General features: G+C 40.6%; 16 protein-coding genes. 9 read left to right on the plus strand and 7 right to left on the minus strand.

What is annotated here, in order from left to right; all coding sequences use genetic code 11:
- Positions 1-19: 19 nt before the first annotated feature.
- Positions 20-1597, plus strand: a complete 1578-nt coding sequence (locus tag B9A52_RS09340) for a sulfatase family protein (protein WP_084120061.1) — start codon at positions 20-22, stop codon at positions 1595-1597.
- Positions 1598-1635: 38 nt separating this feature from the next.
- On the opposite strand, the gene B9A52_RS09345 is transcribed toward B9A52_RS09340, so the two are convergent.
- The gene (locus tag B9A52_RS09345; RefSeq protein WP_084120063.1) at positions 1636-3204 is read right to left on the minus strand and encodes an L-serine ammonia-lyase, iron-sulfur-dependent, subunit alpha; all 1569 of its coding nucleotides are present in this window, start codon (positions 3202-3204) and stop codon (positions 1636-1638) included.
- A gap of 572 nt (positions 3205-3776) precedes the next feature.
- Here B9A52_RS09345 and B9A52_RS09350 point away from each other — a divergent pair.
- The 5 genes from B9A52_RS09350 to B9A52_RS09375 all read left to right on the plus strand — a co-directional run bounded on the left by B9A52_RS09350 (position 3777) and on the right by B9A52_RS09375 (position 9944).
- Positions 3777-5999, plus strand: coding sequence for a S9 family peptidase (locus B9A52_RS09350; RefSeq protein WP_084120065.1), 2223 nt, complete (start codon positions 3777-3779; stop codon positions 5997-5999).
- Positions 6000-6198: 199 nt separating this feature from the next.
- Positions 6199-7602, plus strand: a complete 1404-nt coding sequence (locus tag B9A52_RS09355) for an aminopeptidase P family protein (RefSeq protein WP_084120067.1) — start codon at positions 6199-6201, stop codon at positions 7600-7602.
- Positions 7603-7613: 11 nt separating this feature from the next.
- Positions 7614-8438 (plus strand): sugar phosphate isomerase/epimerase family protein, encoded by an 825-nt coding sequence (locus B9A52_RS09360; protein WP_231955538.1) that lies wholly within the window; start codon positions 7614-7616, stop codon positions 8436-8438.
- 376 nt (positions 8439-8814) lie between these two features.
- Positions 8815-9102 (plus strand): DUF2442 domain-containing protein, encoded by a 288-nt coding sequence (locus tag B9A52_RS09370; protein WP_084120069.1) that lies wholly within the window; start codon positions 8815-8817, stop codon positions 9100-9102.
- 35 nt (positions 9103-9137) lie between these two features.
- Entirely contained in the window at positions 9138-9944 is an 807-nt protein-coding gene (locus B9A52_RS09375; RefSeq protein ID WP_084120071.1) for an alpha/beta fold hydrolase, read from the plus strand.
- Positions 9945-10010: 66 nt separating this feature from the next.
- Here the strand turns inward: B9A52_RS09375 and B9A52_RS09380 are convergent, their stop codons facing one another.
- From B9A52_RS09380 to B9A52_RS09390, 3 genes are read right to left on the minus strand one after another with little or no spacing between them, the layout of a single operon-like run.
- On the minus strand, positions 10011-12221 hold the full coding sequence (locus tag B9A52_RS09380; RefSeq protein ID WP_084120073.1) for a tetratricopeptide repeat-containing hybrid sensor histidine kinase/response regulator: 2211 nt from the start codon (positions 12219-12221) through the stop codon (positions 10011-10013).
- On the minus strand, positions 12218-12997 hold the full coding sequence (locus B9A52_RS09385) for a LytR/AlgR family response regulator transcription factor (protein ID WP_084120074.1): 780 nt from the start codon (positions 12995-12997) through the stop codon (positions 12218-12220). Before B9A52_RS09385 ends, B9A52_RS09380 begins: the two co-directional genes overlap by 4 nt.
- Positions 12990-13349, minus strand: coding sequence for a hypothetical protein (locus B9A52_RS09390; protein ID WP_084120076.1), 360 nt, complete (start codon positions 13347-13349; stop codon positions 12990-12992). Before B9A52_RS09390 ends, B9A52_RS09385 begins: the two co-directional genes overlap by 8 nt.
- A gap of 510 nt (positions 13350-13859) precedes the next feature.
- On the opposite strand from B9A52_RS09390, the gene B9A52_RS09395 reads away from it, so the two are divergent.
- From B9A52_RS09395 to B9A52_RS09405, 3 genes are all read left to right on the plus strand, one after another.
- Complete coding sequence (locus B9A52_RS09395) at positions 13860-14306, plus strand: hypothetical protein (protein ID WP_084120077.1); 447 nt, start codon at positions 13860-13862, stop codon at positions 14304-14306.
- A gap of 418 nt (positions 14307-14724) precedes the next feature.
- Positions 14725-15171 carry a hypothetical protein gene (locus B9A52_RS09400; RefSeq protein WP_084120079.1) on the plus strand — a complete coding sequence of 149 codons (447 nt, stop codon included), beginning with the start codon at positions 14725-14727 and terminating at the stop codon, positions 15169-15171.
- A gap of 317 nt (positions 15172-15488) precedes the next feature.
- Positions 15489-17042, plus strand: a complete 1554-nt coding sequence (locus B9A52_RS09405) for a S8 family peptidase (RefSeq protein ID WP_084120080.1) — start codon at positions 15489-15491, stop codon at positions 17040-17042.
- Positions 17043-17236: 194 nt separating this feature from the next.
- Here the strand turns inward: B9A52_RS09405 and B9A52_RS09410 are convergent, their stop codons facing one another.
- The 3 genes from B9A52_RS09410 to B9A52_RS09420 form a co-directional block, all read right to left on the minus strand.
- On the minus strand, positions 17237-18619 hold the full coding sequence (locus B9A52_RS09410) for a sulfatase family protein (RefSeq protein ID WP_084120081.1): 1383 nt from the start codon (positions 18617-18619) through the stop codon (positions 17237-17239).
- A 49-nt stretch (positions 18620-18668) separates the two neighbouring features.
- Positions 18669-19520 (minus strand): sugar phosphate isomerase/epimerase family protein, encoded by an 852-nt coding sequence (locus tag B9A52_RS09415; protein WP_084123452.1) that lies wholly within the window; start codon positions 19518-19520, stop codon positions 18669-18671.
- 155 nt (positions 19521-19675) lie between these two features.
- Positions 19676-20719, minus strand: a complete 1044-nt coding sequence (locus B9A52_RS09420; RefSeq protein ID WP_084123453.1) for a ThuA domain-containing protein — start codon at positions 20717-20719, stop codon at positions 19676-19678.
- Between the last annotated feature and the right edge of the window lie 315 nt (positions 20720-21034).

Raw genomic sequence — 21034 nt, forward strand, 5'->3', positions numbered from 1 at the left:
AATTATAAAGCGAAGAGAAATGAAAAATAAAACGGTACCATTTTTAATATTCATCTTGTATATTCTTCATTTAGGAACAGCAATGGCACAGGATAGACCGAATATCCTGTTCATCATGACGGATGACCATACCCAAAAGGCTTTGCATGCTTATGGGCAGGGGCTTTTGGACACTGTGTATTTCCCAAATATGAACCGGTTGGCTAAAGAAGGAGCCCTTTTTAGAAATAGTTTTGTGACCAATTCCATTTGTGCACCAAGCCGTGCCGTTTTGCTTACCGGTAAGTACAGTCATTTGAACGGAAAAGTGGACAATGTCGGTCCATTTGATTGGAGTCAGATGACTTACCCCAAACTGTTGAGGGATGCCGGATACGAAACCGCCCTTATTGGGAAGATTCACCTCTCTGGCAAACCTCAGGGATATGATTATTCATTGACCCTGCCCGATCAAGGCAATTATTACAACCCGGAATTTATCCGAAATGGGGTTGAAGAGCTGAAGTTTGAGGGCCATTGTGAAGTCCTTATCCCGGAGTTTGTGGTAGATTGGCTGGAAAATGTCTGGGATAGGGGAAAACCATTTGCCATAAATTACCATACCAAAGCGCCCCATAGGAATTGGATGCCTGAAGAAAAATACCTGAATCTTTATGAGGATATTGAATTTGAATTTCCCCATAACTTTTTTGATGCGTATTCAGGGAGAGGGCGTGCAGCAAAGGAACAGGAAATGGAAATCTTAAATGACATGTTCTGGGGCTGGGACATGAAATTTAAAAAAAATCCATTTACAGGTGAACCCAGCCGGTTACAAGCACCTTTCGGCAGGATGACAAAAGAACAGATGCAGGCCTGGAATGACGTTTATGGCCCTACCAATGAAGCATTCTTAAAAGAAATGCCTACAGGAGAAGAACTTGCGAAATTTAAGTTTCACCGCTATTTGAGGGATTATTTGAAAGTGGTTAAATCAGTAGATGATGGTATCGGAAAGGTGCTCGATTATTTGGAGGCTGAGGGCCTTTTGGATAAAACCCTTGTTATTTACACCTCTGATCAAGGATTTTATTTGGGAGAACACGGCTGGTATGATAAGCGCTTCATGTACGAACAATCGCTAAGTACACCGCTTTTGGTCAGGTATCCCAAGGAAATCAAGCCAGGAACGGTTGTAAATGAAATGGTGATGAATTTGGATCATGCACCTACAATTTTGGAATACGCCGGATTAGCCATTCCATCAGAAATGCAGGGAAAATCATGGCGAACTTTGGCTTCCGGAGGTACTCTTCCCTGGAGGGATGCCATTTATTATCACTATTATGAATATCCGGGTCCTCATATGGTCAAAAGGCACTATGGGGTGAGAACCGACAGGTATAAATTGATCCATTTTTATTATGATGTGGATGAATGGGAAATGTATGATCTGAAAAATGATCCCGATGAAATGAACAGTATATACAATGATCCTAACTACGCTGATATCAAAAAAAGTCTGCATACCAGATTGGAAGAACTGAGGGTTGAATATGGTGATTCGGATGAATTAAACCGGCAGTTTATTGAAAAAAGTGTTTCCAAGAATAATTAGAGAAACCAGATTAACAATTAATAATTCGAACCCACTACTTAGCAACTTTTATAAAAATGCTTCTGCGTAAGCCTAGCTTCGATTTCTTTCGCAGTCTTGGTAATAGATAAACCTCCCAAATTGGTACATCTTAAGGTATTGGGAATGCTTTTACCCACTTCGTACATGGTCTCGATGACTTCATCCAAAGGAATCAAATGGTCATAATCTGCCAGGGCCATATTGGCACAGGAAAGGGCATTGGAAGCGGCCATGACATTTCTGTTCAGGCAAGGTGCCTCAACCCTATTGCCAATGGGATCACAGATCATTCCCAAGGAACTCTGCAAAGCCATTGATGCGGCAGAGATACTTTGATTCAAATTACCCCCTGCCAAATGAACAATAGCAGCAGCGGCCATAGTGGCGCCAGAACCACATTCTGCCTGACAGCCACCCACTTCTGCCGCGAAGGTGGAGTGTGCGGCAATGAAAACACCGATCAATCCAGCTATCATCAAGGCTTTCACAGCCTCTTCATCTGAAAGCCCTAATGCATCCACCACTCCCAAAACAGCTCCGGGCATGGCTCCACAGGATCCTGCTGTGGGGGCAGCTACGATCACTCCCATAGAGCTCTTGACCTCCATGATGGCAGAAACATACATGATGATCCTGTTCAAAACATCCCCGCTGATCAGTTTCCGGTCTTCCATCATAGACTTGAATTTTACAGATTGAGGACCCAAAATTCGGTCTTCAAACTGAGTTCCTTTTAAACCTGTTTCAACAGCATTTTTGAGAATTAGACGGATATCATTCATTTTGGAAAGTACCTCTTCTTCAGAAATATTACCCCTGATACTTTCATATCTTACCGCCAATTCCCATAAACTCAAATTTTTGTCCTGATTATAGGCCATCATCTCATCGCAGGTAATGAATGGGACAGTTTGATTTTTTCCGGTAAGAACCGGTAACACCGGCCTGATCTGTTTGACTTGTGAGACTTCCTCCATTGCCTTCAATTCTCCAATAAGGGCCTCCTCCAAAAATGTTTGTGATGTCATGGCTAAAAAAGCGCCTTCTTGGTTATGAATTTCCGCTTCATAAAGAATGCCTGATTGTTGGAGGTAACCGTTTATTTTTTGGTGATCGGAAGTGTACACCAAAGTCACGAAGCTGTCTCCTGCTAAGGAAACTTTGACCCCATCTATTTCAATGACTTCAATCATTCCTCCTCCTGTGGAAATAGCGATGACCTGATGTGTTTCCCAGGGATTTTTAAGTGTGATCTGATAGGTGTTCGGATGTTCGGCCTGAATGTCCTTGATGTTGATTTTTACCTTGATCCCTGCAGCCCCTATATGCATTTCGGAATCAACCAATCGTTCGTCATAAGCTTCCCAGCCCAAAAAGCCCCCAAATAATCCCATGTCCGAACCTTGTTCTTTGTGGGTAGTAGCCAAGGATCCGTTTGGATCAAAATCAATTTCGATTTCCGAGATTCTACCACCCATTAAGTCATGGCAAATCCTTCCTATCCTCAAAGAAGCCGCACAATGGGAACTTGACGGACCTCTCATCACAGGGCCTACTACATCATTAAAAATGCTTGGATAACTCATGATTGTTTGGTTTTAAACTTAAATATAGAAGAATATCAGGGTATTTGCCAGTTAGGGGGATTTTCCTTGGTCTAAGATATTTGATTTAAGACATAAGACACAAGACATAAGACCTAAGACATAGGAATCAAGACATACTTCGTAATTCCGAGTAATGAAAATTGTCATTTACAGAAAGTGTAATGACATCTAGACGGGGAGCAGACCTCTACTATGTCGAGGTGACAAGGTGAAGATTTTCTTAGCCTTGATTGTGGTTTTCAGTTCAATGGTGTCAACATCCTTCCCTTTGTCATTTCGACGTCAGGAGAAATCTGATTCCCTTACTTGGGGTAATAGACTTCTCCTGACGTCGAAGTGACAAGGTGAAGCCTATTTCAGTTTTTATCCATGATGTGTCATCCATCTTTATTATTCTTACCAATCTTTAAAAAAGTCAGAATCTAAAAAACCACCTCATGGGTTTCACCATAAAAACGGTTGCTGCTTTGGAAAACACAAACTATATTACATCATTCTTTTATTCTCCAGAATTTGGGGGATTGGCAATCATCAATCATTAAAAAAACATCATGAAATACATCCTATTTGTATTTTTTATTGCTTTTGTGGGTGAAGTATTTTCTCAATCCGAGCTTACTTTACCTGATATATACAAAAACGGTATCTACAGTCAGAATCGATTTGGTCCTATACGGTGGATGAAAGACGGCAAAGGCTATTCAAGCATAGAAAAAAGTAATAATATACAAGGCGATGATATTGTTAGATATGATGCACTTTCAGGCGATAGATCAATCTTGATTTCTGCTGAAGAGTTAATTCCTTCGGGGCTTAGTAAACCATTGACTGTGGCAGATTATCATTGGTCAGAAGACAACAGCAAACTCCTTATTTTTACCAATACCAGAAAAGTTTGGCGCTACCATACCCGTGGGGATTATTGGGTATTGGATTTGAAAAGCAGGAAGTTAAGTCAATTGGGTAAAGGAATCCCTTCAGCCACCCTAATGTTTGCTAAATTTTCACCTGATGCCAGTAAAGTGGCCTTTGTAAGTCAGAACAATATCTTCGTAGAATCACTTGAATCGGGGAAAATTGTCAAAATTACCTCCGATGGTAATGAAGATATTATCAATGGTACTTTTGATTGGGTATACGAGGAAGAATTAAATTGTAGAGACGGATTCAGATGGAGCCCTGACGGAGAGCATATTGCCTATTGGCAATCCGATACCAAAGGCGTGGGTACTTTTTACTTAATAAATAATATTGATTCCATCTATTCACAACCCATTCCATTACCCTACCCAAAAGTAGGAGGTACCTTGTCAGCGGTTAAAATCGGTGTAGTTCCAGCCTCAGGAGGAGAGACAAGGTGGTTTGATTTTCCGGGAGATCCCAGAAACAACTACCTGGCAAGAATGGATTTTATCCCCAATTCCCAGGAAGTGATGGTACAGCAGCTTAACCGCCGCCAAAATACCAATACGGTTTGGACTGCAAATATCCAATCCATGGCTTTGTCAAAAATTCTGGTCGAGGAGGATGAGGCCTTTCTGGATATTCATGACAATATCCGCTGGCTGGATGGGGAGAAATTTTTCACCTGGACCAGCGAAAGGGATGGTTGGTTGCATTTGTACAAAGTTTCCAGAGATGGCAAAACAGTCGAATTAGTAACTGAGGGGGGATTTGATGTAGAACGCATCAGTCATATAGATCCTACCAGCGGTTATGTGTATTACATCGCTTCTCCGGATAATTTCACACAACGATACCTTTATCGCAGTTCGCTTAAGAAAGGTGGAAAAGCAGAGCGGATTACACCTATTGAACTTTCAGGACAAAATGCCTATCAAATTTCGACTGATTCCAAATTTGCCATTCATACCTTCCAAAATACCACCACTCCTCCCGTTTATTCCTTGGTCAGCTTACCAAACCATAAAATTATCAGGGTCTTGGAAGAAAATCAGGAATTAAAGCAGAAGTATTCCGATTTGGGTCTGAATCCCAAGGAATTTTTCAAGGTGGATATCGGTGATGTGGTTCTGGATGGATGGATGATCAGGCCGAGGGACTTTGATCCTGGCAAAAAGTATCCACTGATCGCTTTCGTCTATGGGGAACCTGCAAGTTCCACTGTTCAGGACGCTTGGATGGATGGGGACTTGTGGCATCACTACCTGGCAAAATTTGGATATGTGGTGATCAGCATTGATAACCGTGGCACCAAAACACCAAGAGGAAGAGATTGGCGCAAATCCATATATGGGCAGATAGGCATTCTGGCATCCTATGATCAAAAAGCTGCGGTTGAAAAGATCCTCCAAACCTATGATTTTATAGATCCAAGCAGGGTAGGTTCTTGGGGATGGAGTGGAGGAGGACAGATGACGCTCAATTTGATGTTCCGCTTTCCGGAGATTTACAAAGCAGGATTGGCCTTGGCCTTTGTGTCCGACCAAAGACTTTATGATGCCACCTATCAGGAGCGGTACATGGGATTGCTGGAAGACAATGGAAAAGGATACATTGATGGTTCCCCTATCACCTATGCAGAAAGATTACAGGGCGAGCTGATGGTCATCCATGGTACCGCTGACGACAATGTACACTACCAGAGTTTCGAAATGCTGGTGAACAAATTGATCAAATTCAACAAACAATTCTCCATGATGTCCTACCCGATGCGGGCCCATGGAATCAATGAAAGGGAAAATACTTCATTGCATCTCAGGGAAACGATGAAGGCTTTCTGGTTAAGAAGTTTACCGGCGGGGGGGAGATAAATATTATGAATAGACGCTATCTTGCTGGTTAGGCCAAAAGCTGTTTAAATTGGACGGGAGACCGAAGACGGGAGACCGAAGACCGAAGACCGGGGACGGAAGAAAGAGCAATGAAGTATTTCACGAATTTATTTATGACCGATAAATGCAGGAAAATGAATTGCGATTTTAGCCTAAGTATAAAACCAATTATTAAAACATGGACAAAATCTTTTCAACAGCTACCTATAAAGAACGAAGGGCTCAATTAAAGAAAAAAATGGGTTCAGGAGTCCTGCTTTTCTTGGGGAATGAAGAAAGCAGCAGCAACTTCAAGGACAACTGGTATCCCTTTAGACAGGATAGTACTTTTCTTTATTTTTTTGGGTTGGATATGCCGGGGCTTACAGCGGTAATTGATGTTGATCAGGAAGTAGAGATGTTATTTGGGGACAATTTGACCACTGAAGAAACGATTTGGCAGGGACTTCATCCTCCGCTTTCTGATTTGGCAATAAAGGTAGGAGTAGAAAAAACCAAACCTAAGAGTGAAATTGCTGAGTTTTTGGCTTCCCTGTCCGATCGGCCGATCCATTTTCTACCTCCCTATCGACCGGAAAATTCACAAAAACTGGCCAGTTGGTTCAACAAATCCCTTCAGGAAATCCCTTCCATGGTTTCTGTGGAATTTATTAAGGCAGTAGTCTCTTTAAGGTCTATCAAGTCGGATGAGGAAATCCTGGAAATATCCAAGGCGGTGAATATCAGCGTAAGCATGCACAAAAAATTGATGCAACAAGCCAAACCCGGAATGAAAGAATATGAACTTCTTGGACTTGTGACCGGAGAAGCACTTTCCCATGGCGGCAATGTTTCCTTCCCTCCAATCATTACCATTGAGGGACAGATTCTTCATAACCATAATTATTCAAATACGCTCTTGGAGGGGAAAATGCTATTAGGGGATTTTGGTGCAGAGTCAGCCATGCATTATGCTGGGGATATTACCCGCACCATTCCGGTTGGATCCAGTTTTTCCGATAGCCAAAAAGAAATCTATCAAATCGTACTCAATGCCTATCAAACTGCTGTTGCAGCATTAAGGCCCGGGATAAGATTCAAAGAGGTTCATCTCTTGGCATGCAAAAAGCTTGCAGAGGGATTAAAAGACCTGGGAATCATGAAAGGCAATCTGGATGAAGCCGTGGATCAGGGAGTCCATGCTTTGTTTTTCCAATGTGGCTTGGGTCATATGATGGGCTTGGATGTCCATGATATGGAAGATTTAGGGGAGGAATATTTAGGATACACAGAAGACCTTAAAAAAAGCAGTCAGTTTGGCCTGAAATCACTCCGATTGGGGAAAGAACTTGAAAAAGGTTTCGTAATTACCATTGAACCCGGGATTTATTTTATTCCTAAACTGATCGATCAGTGGCAGGCAGAAAATCTGCACAGTGATTATATTAACTATGAAAAGTTGGCTCAATACAGGAACTTTGGAGGTATTCGGGTTGAAGATGGATATTTAATTACTGAGACAGGTTCAAGGTTATTGGGTGAGCCATTGGAAATTGAAATTAAAGACTTAGAGCAACTTAGAGAAAAACAATCAAACCTATAATAATCAATAAAATGAAAAAACTACCATTCAAATTCGGCGCTGAGGTTTATACCTGGTATATGAACAACAACGGAGAAACTTACAGGGATCAATTGGGACATATGATCGAGATCATTTCTAAAGCGGGCTTTACAGGAATCCAGCCCATTTTTTCCTGGATGGGTAAACTCTCAGATCCGGTTTTGTTGGAGGAAAAACTCAAAGAACAGGGGATCGAATTGGCTGCTGTTGCTTTAGCATTGGACTGGAACGGAAAAGTAGAAACTGAAGAAGAGCGGAAAGTATCAGACAATGCCATAGAGCTGTTGAAGAGATTTCCGGGTTCGGTTCTTTGTACCGTTCAGATTCCGACTGGTCGTCATGACCTCGTTCAAAGAAGAAGAAGCCTGACGGATATAGTGAACACAGTTTCCCGAAGGGCAAAAGAAAAGGGAGTGGAAAGCAGTTTTCATCCCAATTCACCCCATACCTCCATTACCAGAACTGAAGAAGATTATAAAGTAATTTTGGAAGGTTTGGATCTCTCGGCTACAGGTTGGTGCCCTGACGTGGGCCACATCATCAACGGCGGTATGGACCCGATTGCCAAAATGAAAGAATACCAATCCATCATCAATCATGTGCATTACAAGGATTGGGATGGAAATCCTGAGTTTGCCCTGATGGGAAATGGGAAAGTGGACTTGCTAGGCATTACCCAATGGCTGAAAGATATCGGATATGCCGGATGGATTATCTGCGAGGATGAAGGGAAGGAAGCTTTGGAAGACCCGGATTTTGTTACCCTGCATGATGGGAAGTGGGTGAATGAGGTATTGGTGCAGGGGCTGGTTTAGATTTGAGAAGCGAGAGACGAGAAGCGAGAGACGAGAGGCGATGTTTTGAGCATATTTAACAATGAAAATCAATCACAAAACGGTCAACACTAATCAGGGATACACACGAGAAACGAGAACCAAGAAACAAAGCCTGCCCCGAGAATCGGGGAGCCAAGATACGAGAACCAATGCTTGCCTCGGAGAATTTAGAGGAGCCAAGATAAAAAGAGGACTTCATTCCGACGCAAGGAGGAATCCCCTGAGGTACAATTAGAGGGTTGAAATACTGGAAATATATTTAACCCTTTTGGTCAAATAAGATAGTTGAAAAATGGGTTGACTATTTCGTTTATCATAAGGATGTTAAATTTGAAAAAATCACAAAACGGTTATCATGAAAATATTAATTGATTATACGGAACACGAATCAGCTTTTGAAGAATTAAGGATCGAATCAGCGAATTATCTTTCAGATTTTGCGATAAGGATAAAATTCAGTGATGGTAATGAAAAACTTGTCGACTTTAAACCATTTTTATCTAAATCTTTACATCCCTCCATTAAAAAATATCTTGACGAAAAAAAGTTTTCAAATTTCAGTCTAATAGAAGGTAATCTTAACTGGAATGATTACGATCTTATTTTTCCTATCTCTGATTTGTATATTGGTAGAATAGGCTAAAATATATTTGACCATTATAAAAAAAATAGAAAAACATGCCCACCATCACCACCTACGGAATCAATATCTACTTCGAAGAAAGAGGTTCGGGAGAACCTTTGCTTTTGATCATGGGAATCACAGCACCGGGATCGGTATGGGAAAAACATGTGGCCCATTGGGCTAAATCCTTCCGCTGCATTCTAGTGGACAACAGAGGAGTCGGCAAATCCGATAAACCTGCAGGACCATACACCTCCCTTCAGATGGCGCAAGATTGTATTGGGGTTTTGGATTATCTGGGTTTGGGTGTAGTAAAAGTGGTCGGCGTATCGATGGGCAGTATCATCGCCCAGCAGTTGGCCATACATTTTCCAACAAGAGTCAAGGCCATGGTCCTGATGTGTCCTTGGGCCAGATGTGACAATACGGCGAAGGCTATTTTTCAGCACATGAGTGATTGTAAGGCAAGACTCAAGCCAGAGGAATTCAGTGTGTATATTCAATTGTTGATTTTTTCCAAGCGGTCATGGGATGATGAGAATTTTCATGCAGGTTTGTTGGAAGACCGTAAAAATGCAGCCCTGGACCCAAATCCTCAACCTTTGATCGGACTGGAAGGGCAGGCTGCAGCATGTGTTTCCCATTCCGTATTGGAGGATTTAAAAAGGGTAAACTGCCCGACTTTTGTTTTGGGTGGGGCGGAAGATATTTTTACTCCGGTATGGATGACAAAAGAAGTTGCCGCAGCTATCCCCAATTCCCAATTGCATATCTACCCTGAAAGCGGCCATGCTTTTCATTGGGAGAATCTGGAGGATTTTAATAAGCGGGTAGGGGATTGGTTAGTGAGCAAAAGTTAATAGACATTTTTCCACTATATTTTAATATTATGCCAGGTATATTTTCTATAAAGATTTCACGATTATCTATTTGATATAGTGACTTATGATGCCTAAAATCTCCTCAACCTTATATGGTTTTGGGATATAGTCTTCCATGCCAGAAGCCATAAACCTATTGATCTCTGACTGAACGATATTTGCTGTTAGAGCAATTATTGGAGTCCTTTTGCCGGTTTTACCTTGCTGTTCCAGTTCCCTCATTTTTTTTGCTGCGGCTATTCCTCCCATTCCAGGCATTTGGATATCCATCAATACCAGATCAAAATCATTCTTTTCAAATAGTTGCAAAGCCTCCTCACCGCTTTTTGCCACTAGAATGGAAACCTCAGGAATAAAAAAGTTAAGATCATCCTGTACTACCATCATATTGAACTCATCGTCATCTACCAATAATATCCGGATTCCTTTAAGCTTTTCTCCCAAACTTTTAAGGTCTAAGGGGAGATTAATTTCCGGGTCAGAAAGGCTTACTTGCTCACTATGAATGGGAAGTTCGAAAATAAACCGACTTCCTTTTCCCGGTTCACTTTCTACCCAAATGGTCCCGCCCTGAAGTTCAATCAGCTTCTTTGAAATGCTGAGTCCCAATCCTGTTCCTTCATATTTTTTTGAATTTTCTTTCCCAAGTTGCTCAAAACTTTTGAAAATCAAATCGCGATTTTCTTCAGGAATTCCAATACCCGTATCCTGAACTTCGAATCGGGCATTTTCGCCCGCTTTACTCATGATAAGCTGTATTTTACCTGAATCTGTGAATTTGATAGCATTGCCCACTAGATTGATCAAAACCTGGGACAGACGGGAAGGATCAGCAACCATCTTTTCGGGAAAATCCTCAGCTACATCCACTCCAAGTGTCAAGCCCTTTTCCGATGCCTTGAATTTGAGCAAATTAACAACTCCCATAGCCACTTGAACTGGCTTGAATTGATCAGGGATTAACTGCATCTTACCGGATTCAATTTTGGCCAAGTCCAAAATATCGTTTATCAGAATCAGGAGATTGTCTGAACTGATGCGCATGGCTTCCATGTATTCCTCTTTAAAACTTGATTCAGGATTTCGCAAAAGGGCATTCACCATTCCGGAAATCGCGTGCATCGGCGTCCGGATTTCGTGACTTAGATTGATCAGAAACTGTTCCACATACTGTTCAGATTGTTCTGCGCGGATTTTCTCTTCCTCTATTCTTTTCTTCTGTTGATTGATCAGTAAGATTTTTTTGTACAACAGGTAGAGAGTTAAACCCAAAACCCAGGTGACGAATACAAATATCCAAAGTAGTACCCTTTGATTTCTGAGTTTTTCCTCTGCCAGAGATTCCTGAAGCAGCAGTTTTTCCTCAAGGATTTCTTGGTTGATCGCCATCAGTTTCAGTCCGGACCTAAAGGACCTTGCATCATTTTCAAGCATGTGGTATATCTGAAAATTTTCGAATGCTTTTTGGAAATCCCCCAATTGGGAGTAAATACTCACCAGCAAAATGAGTGCATTGGACTCCTGGGTATAAAAAAGGTTTTCCTTCGCCAGTTCCAGGCCCTTATAGGTATAGAATAATGCGCTGTCCAATTCCCCCAATTTTGTAAAGCAATTTCCCACAGTGGTCAGTCGATGGGAAAGATCTCGGGGATTGGATGTATTCAAACTCTCTCTAGCAAAGCCCAACGCTTTTTCCGGTTCACTTTCTACCCAAACCGTGTAATAGCGATAATTGATCTCGGCCTTCAAGTTTTCATTTCCAAGGGCCAAGACCTCCTGCATCAGATTGTCAAGTTGATGAAGTGCCTTCTCTTGGTCCCCGAGCAAAAACCTTGTGAAGGCTATGGCCCCCAAGTCCTTGTATTTGGCCTCCAAGTTCCCTTCTTTTTCAGCAATAGCTACCGATTTTTGGTAATATTCGATGCTGGTTTCATATTCACTAAAAGTATTGAAAAGCCAACCCATTCTCGAAAAAAACGGCTGCTTTATCTTTTTGACTATTTCCAGGTTCTTGTGCTGATCTTTTAAGTTTTCCAATTCCAATCCCCAAACATAGGATTGGTTGTGATTCAGGGTTCTGGTATTCAATTGAAACCTTTCATAAAGTAACTCGATTTCTTTTTCTAAATCTTCTGATTTTCTTGCCTGATTGATAGATGAGGTTAGGGAATCGATTTTTTTAAAATAATCTTCATCTTCTTTTGCCGAAAGAGGGAGATTTATGAGAATAAAAAAAACAAAGACCGCTCCTTTCATGATGTTATTTTTTCCGAAAACCAATCTTGGAAAGACTGTTTTCGCCTTCTGGAAATTGGGAGGGTCATACCTGAAGATAGCATAATTGAAAAATCATTGACAAGAGACTGCACATGGAATCTATTTACCAGGTGGGATTTATGGCACCTAAAGAAATATTGGCTATCCAGAATTTCGGCCAAATCTGAAAGCGTTTTAGAGACAACCTCTTTTTTGTTGTTGGCCAAGTAAATCTGACTATAGTTTCTGTCCCCTTGAATATGGAGGATGTCTTTGAGTGCAATTTTCAACTGTCCTTCCTGAATATTAAGGGTAAGGACATGTTCTTTTATATCTGGTGTAGAAAAATTCACCAAAGCCTGATGGATGGGATCTGAAAGGTAAGATTGCCTATCTTGGTTCTTAAAGCGGGTTATGGCATTCTTCAACTCTTCAAGATCAATTGGCTTCAGCAAATAATCCAAAGCATTGAACCTGATGGCTTTAATTGCATAATGACTGTAGGAGGTAATAAAAATAGTCTTAAAATAGATTTCCGGCAGTTTAAAAAGCATTTCAAAACCGGTCATGTCATTCATCTCTACATCCAAAAAGACGAGTTTGGGTTTAAACTTCTTTAATTTCTCAATTCCTTCTTTTCCGTTTGTTGCAACAGCTATCACCTGGATCTCGGGAAAGTGTTGGGTGAGCTTATCCATCAGGAGATCAGAGATAAAAGGATCGTCATCAATGATCGCACAAGTGATGTGGGCAGGTTTGTTTGGGTCCTTATTCAAAATGATGCTTTAAGATAGTAGATACTTCGGCTATGGCATCCTCCAATTTAGCAATTATACCTGAAACCAATTCATGTAATTCTTCAATTGGCATGCTGATATATTCTAATTCCAGTCTTTTAATAGGGAAACTGATTTCTTTTACTCCAAAAAATTGCAACTGTGGGGCCATTTTATGGGCAATTTGACGAATCTGTACCCTATCTTTTTCCAAAAGGGCTTTTTTTAACAATTCCAGTCTTTCAGGGATCAATTCATAAAACTGCCGGATATACTTCTCCATTCGCTGGGAATCCCCTCTAGAAATAATCTTCACGTTAGAAAGGTCAATATGGGAAGTGCAGAAATCCATTCAATTTTTTTGCATTATTTGATTTGAAACAGCACTGAATATTTGATGCTGATGATTTGAAATCACTTCAATTGTCGGTCTACGATTTTGAGTAAATATTTGAGCGAAACGAATCCGGGTTTTATACCTAAACTAAATATAATTGAAATCATAATAAAATGATACAGGGAATGATCTAACGGTAAAATTCGATACATTCTGCCACTGAATCAACCGATAGGTCAATAGGGTATCATTGGATAAGTAGCTCTTGCAATAGCCGAAATTCTTTGATAAAATCATACTTTCAAAAGTGGGTATTTTGACCTTTTGAAAATCTCATTGATTAAAAAATAAAGATTATTACAAACTTACCTGGATCAATTTTTTATTCTCTTAAAAGATTCTTATCAAGAGACACAAAATTTCTAACTGCCACAACTACTCTTAAGTTCTCAAGTTGAAATCTGCAATTAGATTTTATCCATTACCCTTAATTTAAATAAATTCAATTCCAAAAAAACAAAAGTTATGAAGAGAATCTTTGTAAAAATTAGCCTTGTTGTGGCAATGGGGCTAATGCTTATCAGTCAAGGAAATGCGCAGTCAAGTCAAGGTACATTTCCTTTTTTAGCATCGGTTGACTTATGTGGAGAATTAGTTGATATCGAAGGAGAGTTCCATGTAGTTACTAATTCCGTTACTTCCAATAGTGGGAATACCACATCCAAATACCATATCAATTTGAAAGGAACTGGGGTGGGACAAACATCGGGAGCAATTTATCAAGTAAATGAGACAATCAATGAAACTTCCAATTCAGCGAAAGGATTTAATGTTACTTTTAATCGATCCTTTTCCCTTATAGGACAAGGTAAAGCTCCGAATTTTAAAGGAAATATAACTTACCATATCACAATAAATGCGAACGGCGAGTTGACAGCTGAAGTTGATAATTTTAGAGCGATTTGTAAATAAGGAAATTCAGGAACCATAATGGGCCTAAGTGTTTTATCTTAGGCCTTTTTTTTTTATTAAATACAATCATAAAAAGAATGAATTTCCAATGTTAAAATCCTATACATTCCGCCACTGGATCAACCGATCGGTCAATAGGATGTCATTGGATAAGTAGCTCTAGTAATAGCCGAAATTCATTGGTAGTATTATTGCAACAAAAGGGCATATGACTCTTAAGATACTTTCGATTCATCCTATTTTGAAATAAATACAGTAAGTTTTTCCTTGGCATTTTTTTCATTTTCTCAGGAAAAAGGTGCCAATCAAGTGAAGCGCTTTTAAATGTCTTCAAAAATTGGAGTGCTGATTATCAATCATAAATTTTCGATTACCCTTTATTTATTTAAACAAATTCTAACCCAAAAAACAAAAAAAAATGAAGAAAAACTTAGTAATTTTTAGTCTTGTTGCAGCAATGGGACTAATGCTGACCGGTCAGGCGATCGCTCAATCAAGTGAGGGTAGATTCCCATTTGGAGGCACAGTTGACGTATGTGGAGAACTGGTTGATTTTGAAGGTGAGTACCATGTAGTTACCAATTTTGTTGAGTCCAAAAGTGGAAACGTGATGAATAAATTCCATATCAATGCCAAAGGAACAGGTGTAGGACAAACCTCAGGAGCAGTATACCAGTGGAATGATGCCATCAATGAAACCTTCAACGCATCGAAGGGATTTAATTTTACTGGTAATCAATCTTGGCTACTTATAGGACAGGGCAAAGCCCCGAACTTTAAACTTAATTCAACTTTCCATATTACAATAAATGCCAATGGAGAGGTGACAGCTGAAGTGAATAATTTCAGCGCAGAATGTAAATAAGGATTTTTTAGAAAATTAAAAAGGCCTGAGCGTTTTAGCTTAGGCCTTTTTTTATTTTGTTTTTCAAGGCTTGAAAAATTATACCATGGGAGTATCCTTTAATTTTCCGAAAATCCAAGGTTTAACCTTAACTGTTTGATTTGATAAATTTAATCTTGGGACCTTATCACAATTGAATTATCCAACGGCACATTTGCAAAAATTACCCATTGGATCAACCATTGGATCAATGGAATTATCGATGGATAATTGACGATAGGAGAAATGAGAGTAAAATTTTAAATCATATAACCAAAACAAACTTAAACACATATTTTATGAGAAAATCAAAGTTATCACTTCTAATTGTGGTCGTGAGTTTACTGTTTGCAGGATGCGACAGTAATTTAATGCAAGTGGAACCGACCAATGAAGTTACATTGGACGAAAAATCAAGTATCAGTCAGTTTGAATTGATGGAATTTCAAGAAATGACTGACTTTTCAAATCTGAGGCAAGGAGATTTCACCGGAAGGTTTTTGATCATCAGTAGTGGTCAGAATTTGCCTAATAATCTGGAAAGCAGCATTAAGAGCGCTGGTGGTGAAATTGTGAAAACATTTCCCCAAATCGGTGTAGCTGTGGCTGTTGGACATTCAGCTGATTTCCTGGCCAACGCTAGACGCATCGGAGGATTAGAGGCGGTTACCCCGGATATTATTCTTCAATACACAACTGAACCTGAGAACATGGGTGCAGATTTAGTGGCAGAAACTTCCAACGCCGGAGCAAACGCCATAGGAACGCCGTTTAATTATCAAGACGCTTTCTTTGATGGTTTTCAGTGGGCTCCAGCCTCTATCAATGGTCCTGCGGCATGGGATGGAGGATTTACCGGTGAAGGAGTTAGAGTAGCCGTAATTGATGGCGGTTTTCATTCAGTTCATCAGGATCTGGCTCCAAATTTGGACATTCCAAGCTCTTTTTCAACTGTACCTGGATTCAATTTTAATGAAGACACAGGTACTTTCTGGCATGGAACACATGTGGCAGGTATTGTTGCTGCTGCCGGTTTAGGGGTAGTTGGAATTGCTCCTGAGGCCACTATTATTGGGGTGAAATCACTTCATAACGGCTCGGGTGCATTTGAGTGGATCTTAGAAGGAATTCTTCGTGCTGCAACTCCTCAATCAGAAGGTGGGGCCGGTGCTCAGATAATCAATATGAGTTTGGGAGCAACCATTGATTACAGGAATAACTGGCAGGACAAAGAATTCCGCGATCTGTTCAGAGACCTACAGAAAACTTATGACAGAGCAACCCGATATGCCAATCAAAATGGTGTGACGGTAATTGCTTCAGCCGGAAATGGTGCAACCAATTACGATGTTTCAAAAGAATTGTATAAAATTCCTGCTCAAAATCAGCATGTATTGTCCATAAGTTCTACCGGTCCAACAGGCTGGTTACTTGGAAACACCAATTTTTCACAGCCGTCATATTTTACTGATCATGGTAAATCATTAATTGATTTTGCCGGACCTGGGGGTTCTGCGGGATTATTGGTTATTGATGGTTTTGGTGGCAATTGTACTCTTAACGGTACCTTTGTAAGTCTTACAAGACCTTGCTGGGCATTTGATATGGTATTTAGTACTATCAGGGGAACAACCAATGGTAGTTATGGTTGGGCTCAAGGTACCTCCATGTCAGCACCCGCTGCGGCAGGAGTTGCAGCGCTTATTATTCAAGCTAATGGCGGACAAGCGACACCTGCCCAAGTCAGATCAAGGATGTTACAATCTGCTTCTGACCTAGGCACACCGGGACAGGATGAATTTTATGGTTTTGGTTATATAAATGCTGCCAGAGCTGCTGGACTAAATGAATAAGTCTTAATAGGGTGACTTTATGTATATAAAAACGGGGCCAAACGGCTCCGTTTTTTTAATTTCCACAAAGATTTTATCAGACAACTAATTCTTTTTGAAAATCCAAAATTGTGGAGCACAGGATAAGTTTAGCCTTTCAGATCTTCATTTTTTTAATTTCTTGACTTTGTTGGAGGAAAAAATCATATCAATAATCATCGCCAATCCTTTATTTGGCTTTTCTTATCATCAAACCTTCGCCTCATTTCCAATAATCGCTCCTGGAATACAGGATTCAATGCTAGGTTATCCTTTTCTAAAGGATCTGATTTCAAATCATATAATTCCTCATGCCGGGGGTCATTGATGTAACGGAAATATTTCCAGTCTTTGGTTCTAAGGCCTTCGCTTGGTGCTATGATATCCACCTTCCAAAGATGTTCGCAGATAAAATCATCCCGTTCGAAATCAGGTTTTTTTTCCTCTAAAAACCCAGCCAGGCTTAAACCTTGCAAGGATTTTGGAATTTCCACACCGGCAAGATCTAGAAGTGTCGGCGCGATATCAATATTCAAAACCATGTCTTTAACTTTTCGGCTTTGTGTCGATCTTGGATCATAAATGATCATTGGAACCCGGAGGGAATTATCATACATCAACCACTTTCCGGCCAATTGACGCTCTCCGAAAAAATAACCGTTGTCGCTCATGAAAATGATAACCGTATTTTTATCCTTTCCCTGTTTTATCAACTCCTCTCTTATTAATCCCATTTCATGATCAATTTCCGAAATCATCCTGAAGTATCCCTTCATACTCTTTTGGTATTTTTCCTCTGTGTCGAATCTCCAATGCCAACGCTTACGGTTTTCACCTTCCCGAACATAGGGAGGTTGCGCATCAAAATATTCCCGATCACTTAAAAGAGGTCCAGGAAAATGTTGTGATGCATACAATGAATCAAATTCCTTCTCCCAAAAATATTGCTCTTCCGCCGGATCATGGGCATGTGGGGCACTAAAACTCAAAGAAAGCATAAATGGCTTTTCTTGGGGAGATTGGCGGATAAACTCAATTGCTTTTTGGCCTGTATAGCGGGTCAAATGAACTGTATCCATCCCGAGGATTTTATAGAAATAACCCCTTCTATCTTTGAAGCGGTCCAATCGGTCGTAATTCTCGCCAATATCAAAAAGCCCCTCGAAACCGGAATAATTGACACCAAATTTCCCGAAAAAGCCGGTATGATATCCGCCGTTTCTCATCACTGCAGGATAGGATTGGTCAATAAATGGTTGTTTGATTTCCCCTTGCCCAAAGGTATAGCCATGTGTTCTCTCATAAGTTCCCGTTAAAATACTGGCTCTACTCGCAGCACATATTGGGGTGGTTACAAAGGCATTTTCAAAAAATATCCCTTCTGAGGCAAGCCTGTCCATTTCAGGAGTAGGAATTAAATCGTTCCCTGCAAATCCCAAAGCATCCCACCTTTGATCATCTGTTAGGATGAAAATGATGTTGGGTCGATTTAGCTGGGAAAAACCAGGAAAATCAATTATTAAAATGATGCCAAAGCAAAAAACAAGGATTCTCAGCATTTTTATGATTGAATTTATAGGTTAGCCTTGCAAGGCGAAATTTTACTATTTATAAACCATGCTTTTCTCCCATTTCCCGAATAAGCTTATACCCGCTTTCTGCCATTTCCCAAGGCTCTGAAAACTGCCTCCAAACCCCAATCGCATTGGCAAAATCAGGATCGTTTCGTGTAAAGCCCTCAATGGTCAACCAACCTTTGTACTTGATTTCGGCCAAAGCAGCGAAAGTTTCATCCCATGGCACATGGCCTGAACCGGGAGTTCCCCGATCATTTTCGCTGATATGAAAATGTGCCAGACGCGGACCAATGCTGCGTATAGCGTCGCCCAATTTCTTCTCTTCCATATTGGCATGGTGGGTGTCAAACATGGCTTTGACATTTGGGTGGTTGACGATTTTCAATAAATGGGAAAGCTGCTCCATGGTATTGCAGAGGTAGCATTCGAATCGGTTCAAGGCTTCCGGGGTCAACAGGATGCCTGCCTCTGCGGCATAATCTCCGGCCTGATGGAGGATTTCCGCACTACGGGCATATTCGATTTCCTGCGGGGCAGCTTTCGAAAAAGTAGCGAAGGCCGAATGAAAAGGTCCACAAAGCACCTGGGAACCCAGGTCATGGGAACGGTCAATAATCCATTTGATTTTTTCCAAACCTTTTTGCCGGACAGCTTGTTCTGGGCTGACCAGATTTTCTTCCGGGCTTAGCACACAAACAGTAGTGACCTCTAACCCAATATTTCTGCAATGCTCTCCGATTCGTTTATAGGCCGGAACATCATCCGAGCCGACAAAAAACTCAGCTCCATCATAGCCGATTTTCTTCAATCTGTCCAGAATAGGTTTGAGGTCATCTGACATATTTGCCGACCAAGCCAATACATTAAATCCGATTTTATTCATGTTTGTTTTTGTTTTTAATCTCATATAATTGATTGGGGAATTGAGTTAAAAACTCAATACTCAGGAATCCGAAGTTAAAAACTTCGGATAACTTGTCTCATCCGCCTCGGCGGACAAGTGGTCTCACGTCTCACGTCTCACGTCTTAAATCTATTTTACCTGAAATCCCCAACCTTCATCCCCTTCCTAAAGGTCCCAAACCCAAACATAGAAGGTTCGTATTTCCCTACAATGGAGACATCCATGTCAGGTGTAATTTTATCAGGCATATCAAGGCCCCAGAATACCGCATTTACGATAAGTCTTCTAAGATCTGCGCTTTGCAAATCCACAGAAGCGCCCATTGTAGTCGTGAATACTTTGCCTTTTTTACCTCCCTCAACCTGATAGTCTTTTGTCCAGGCCATGGGCATCAGGGATTTTTCCCAATTGACAGGGGCATCCGCGGTCATTCCTGAGGTAGGAACCCCGTAAACAAGCACATGCGCTTCAGGAACAAGATTTTTCACAGTATATACATCCGAGGCCACCCAAATATCTTTCACCCCTCTTAAGATAGGATGGTCTTCTTGTTGGGGTATTCCGCTGATAAGTCCCCTTGCACCTTCTTTGCCATGGTCGCCATGATGGGCAACCCAAGTTTCCCCTAAGATTTGCCTACCGAATCCTCCTTCCCATCCTTTGTCTTTGTTTCTCCAGTCATATTTGGCATACGGACTGTTTTTGTTTTTTTCATAATGAAATCCATGGGTGGCTGTTCTCAATCCAATGATAGGTTTTCCAGCCATTATGAAATCATGAAAATACTTGGTCTGTTCATCCGGTAATTCCCGAAAGCGGGTCAGCATGATCATCAGGTCAGCTTTGGCCAAATGTTCCAATCCGGGGATATTGTTTTGATAGGAGGGTACAATATTTCCGGTTTCGGGTTCGATGGGGAAAAGTACGGTACAGGTAAATCCATAATGTTGTGCCAGTAATTTACCCAACATGGGCATACCTTCTTCTGAACGGTATTCATCATCACCGCTGACCAATACGATATGCTTGCCTTTTCCGGGGCCTGAGGTCCCTTCAAAACGTAACCAGGTTTTTCCTTCTTGTGCAGTAGTTTGGGTAATCGAAAATGCAAATAATAAAAAAACAAATTTGGAGAACAGAAATGTGGCCTTGGTTCTTTTTTGAAAGTTGTTGTGCATAGGTTTATGTATTAAGGGAAAATCAATCATTTTTTCATTCACTGAAAAGATACTTTGAAAGTGGATTTGAAAAAAGGGAATTTTGATAAGATTTGAAAAAAAAGGAATTCCATACTTCAAAAAATATTTTTTTTGGTGAAACCCATGGAATAAATCAGGTAAATAGGCAATCAGTTTTTTGTGGTTTAAAATTTGAATTGATGAGATTTAAACTAACGTTTGGAGGGAATTATATTTCCGACTCATGGTAAACACACTTACTTTAATGCTAAAATGGTTTTGGGATTGTAGTATTTTAATTTCAGGCATGTTGTA

The sequence above is a fragment of the Aquiflexum balticum DSM 16537 genome (genome assembly GCF_900176595.1).
Lineage (GTDB): Bacteria > Bacteroidota > Bacteroidia > Cytophagales > Cyclobacteriaceae > Aquiflexum > Aquiflexum balticum.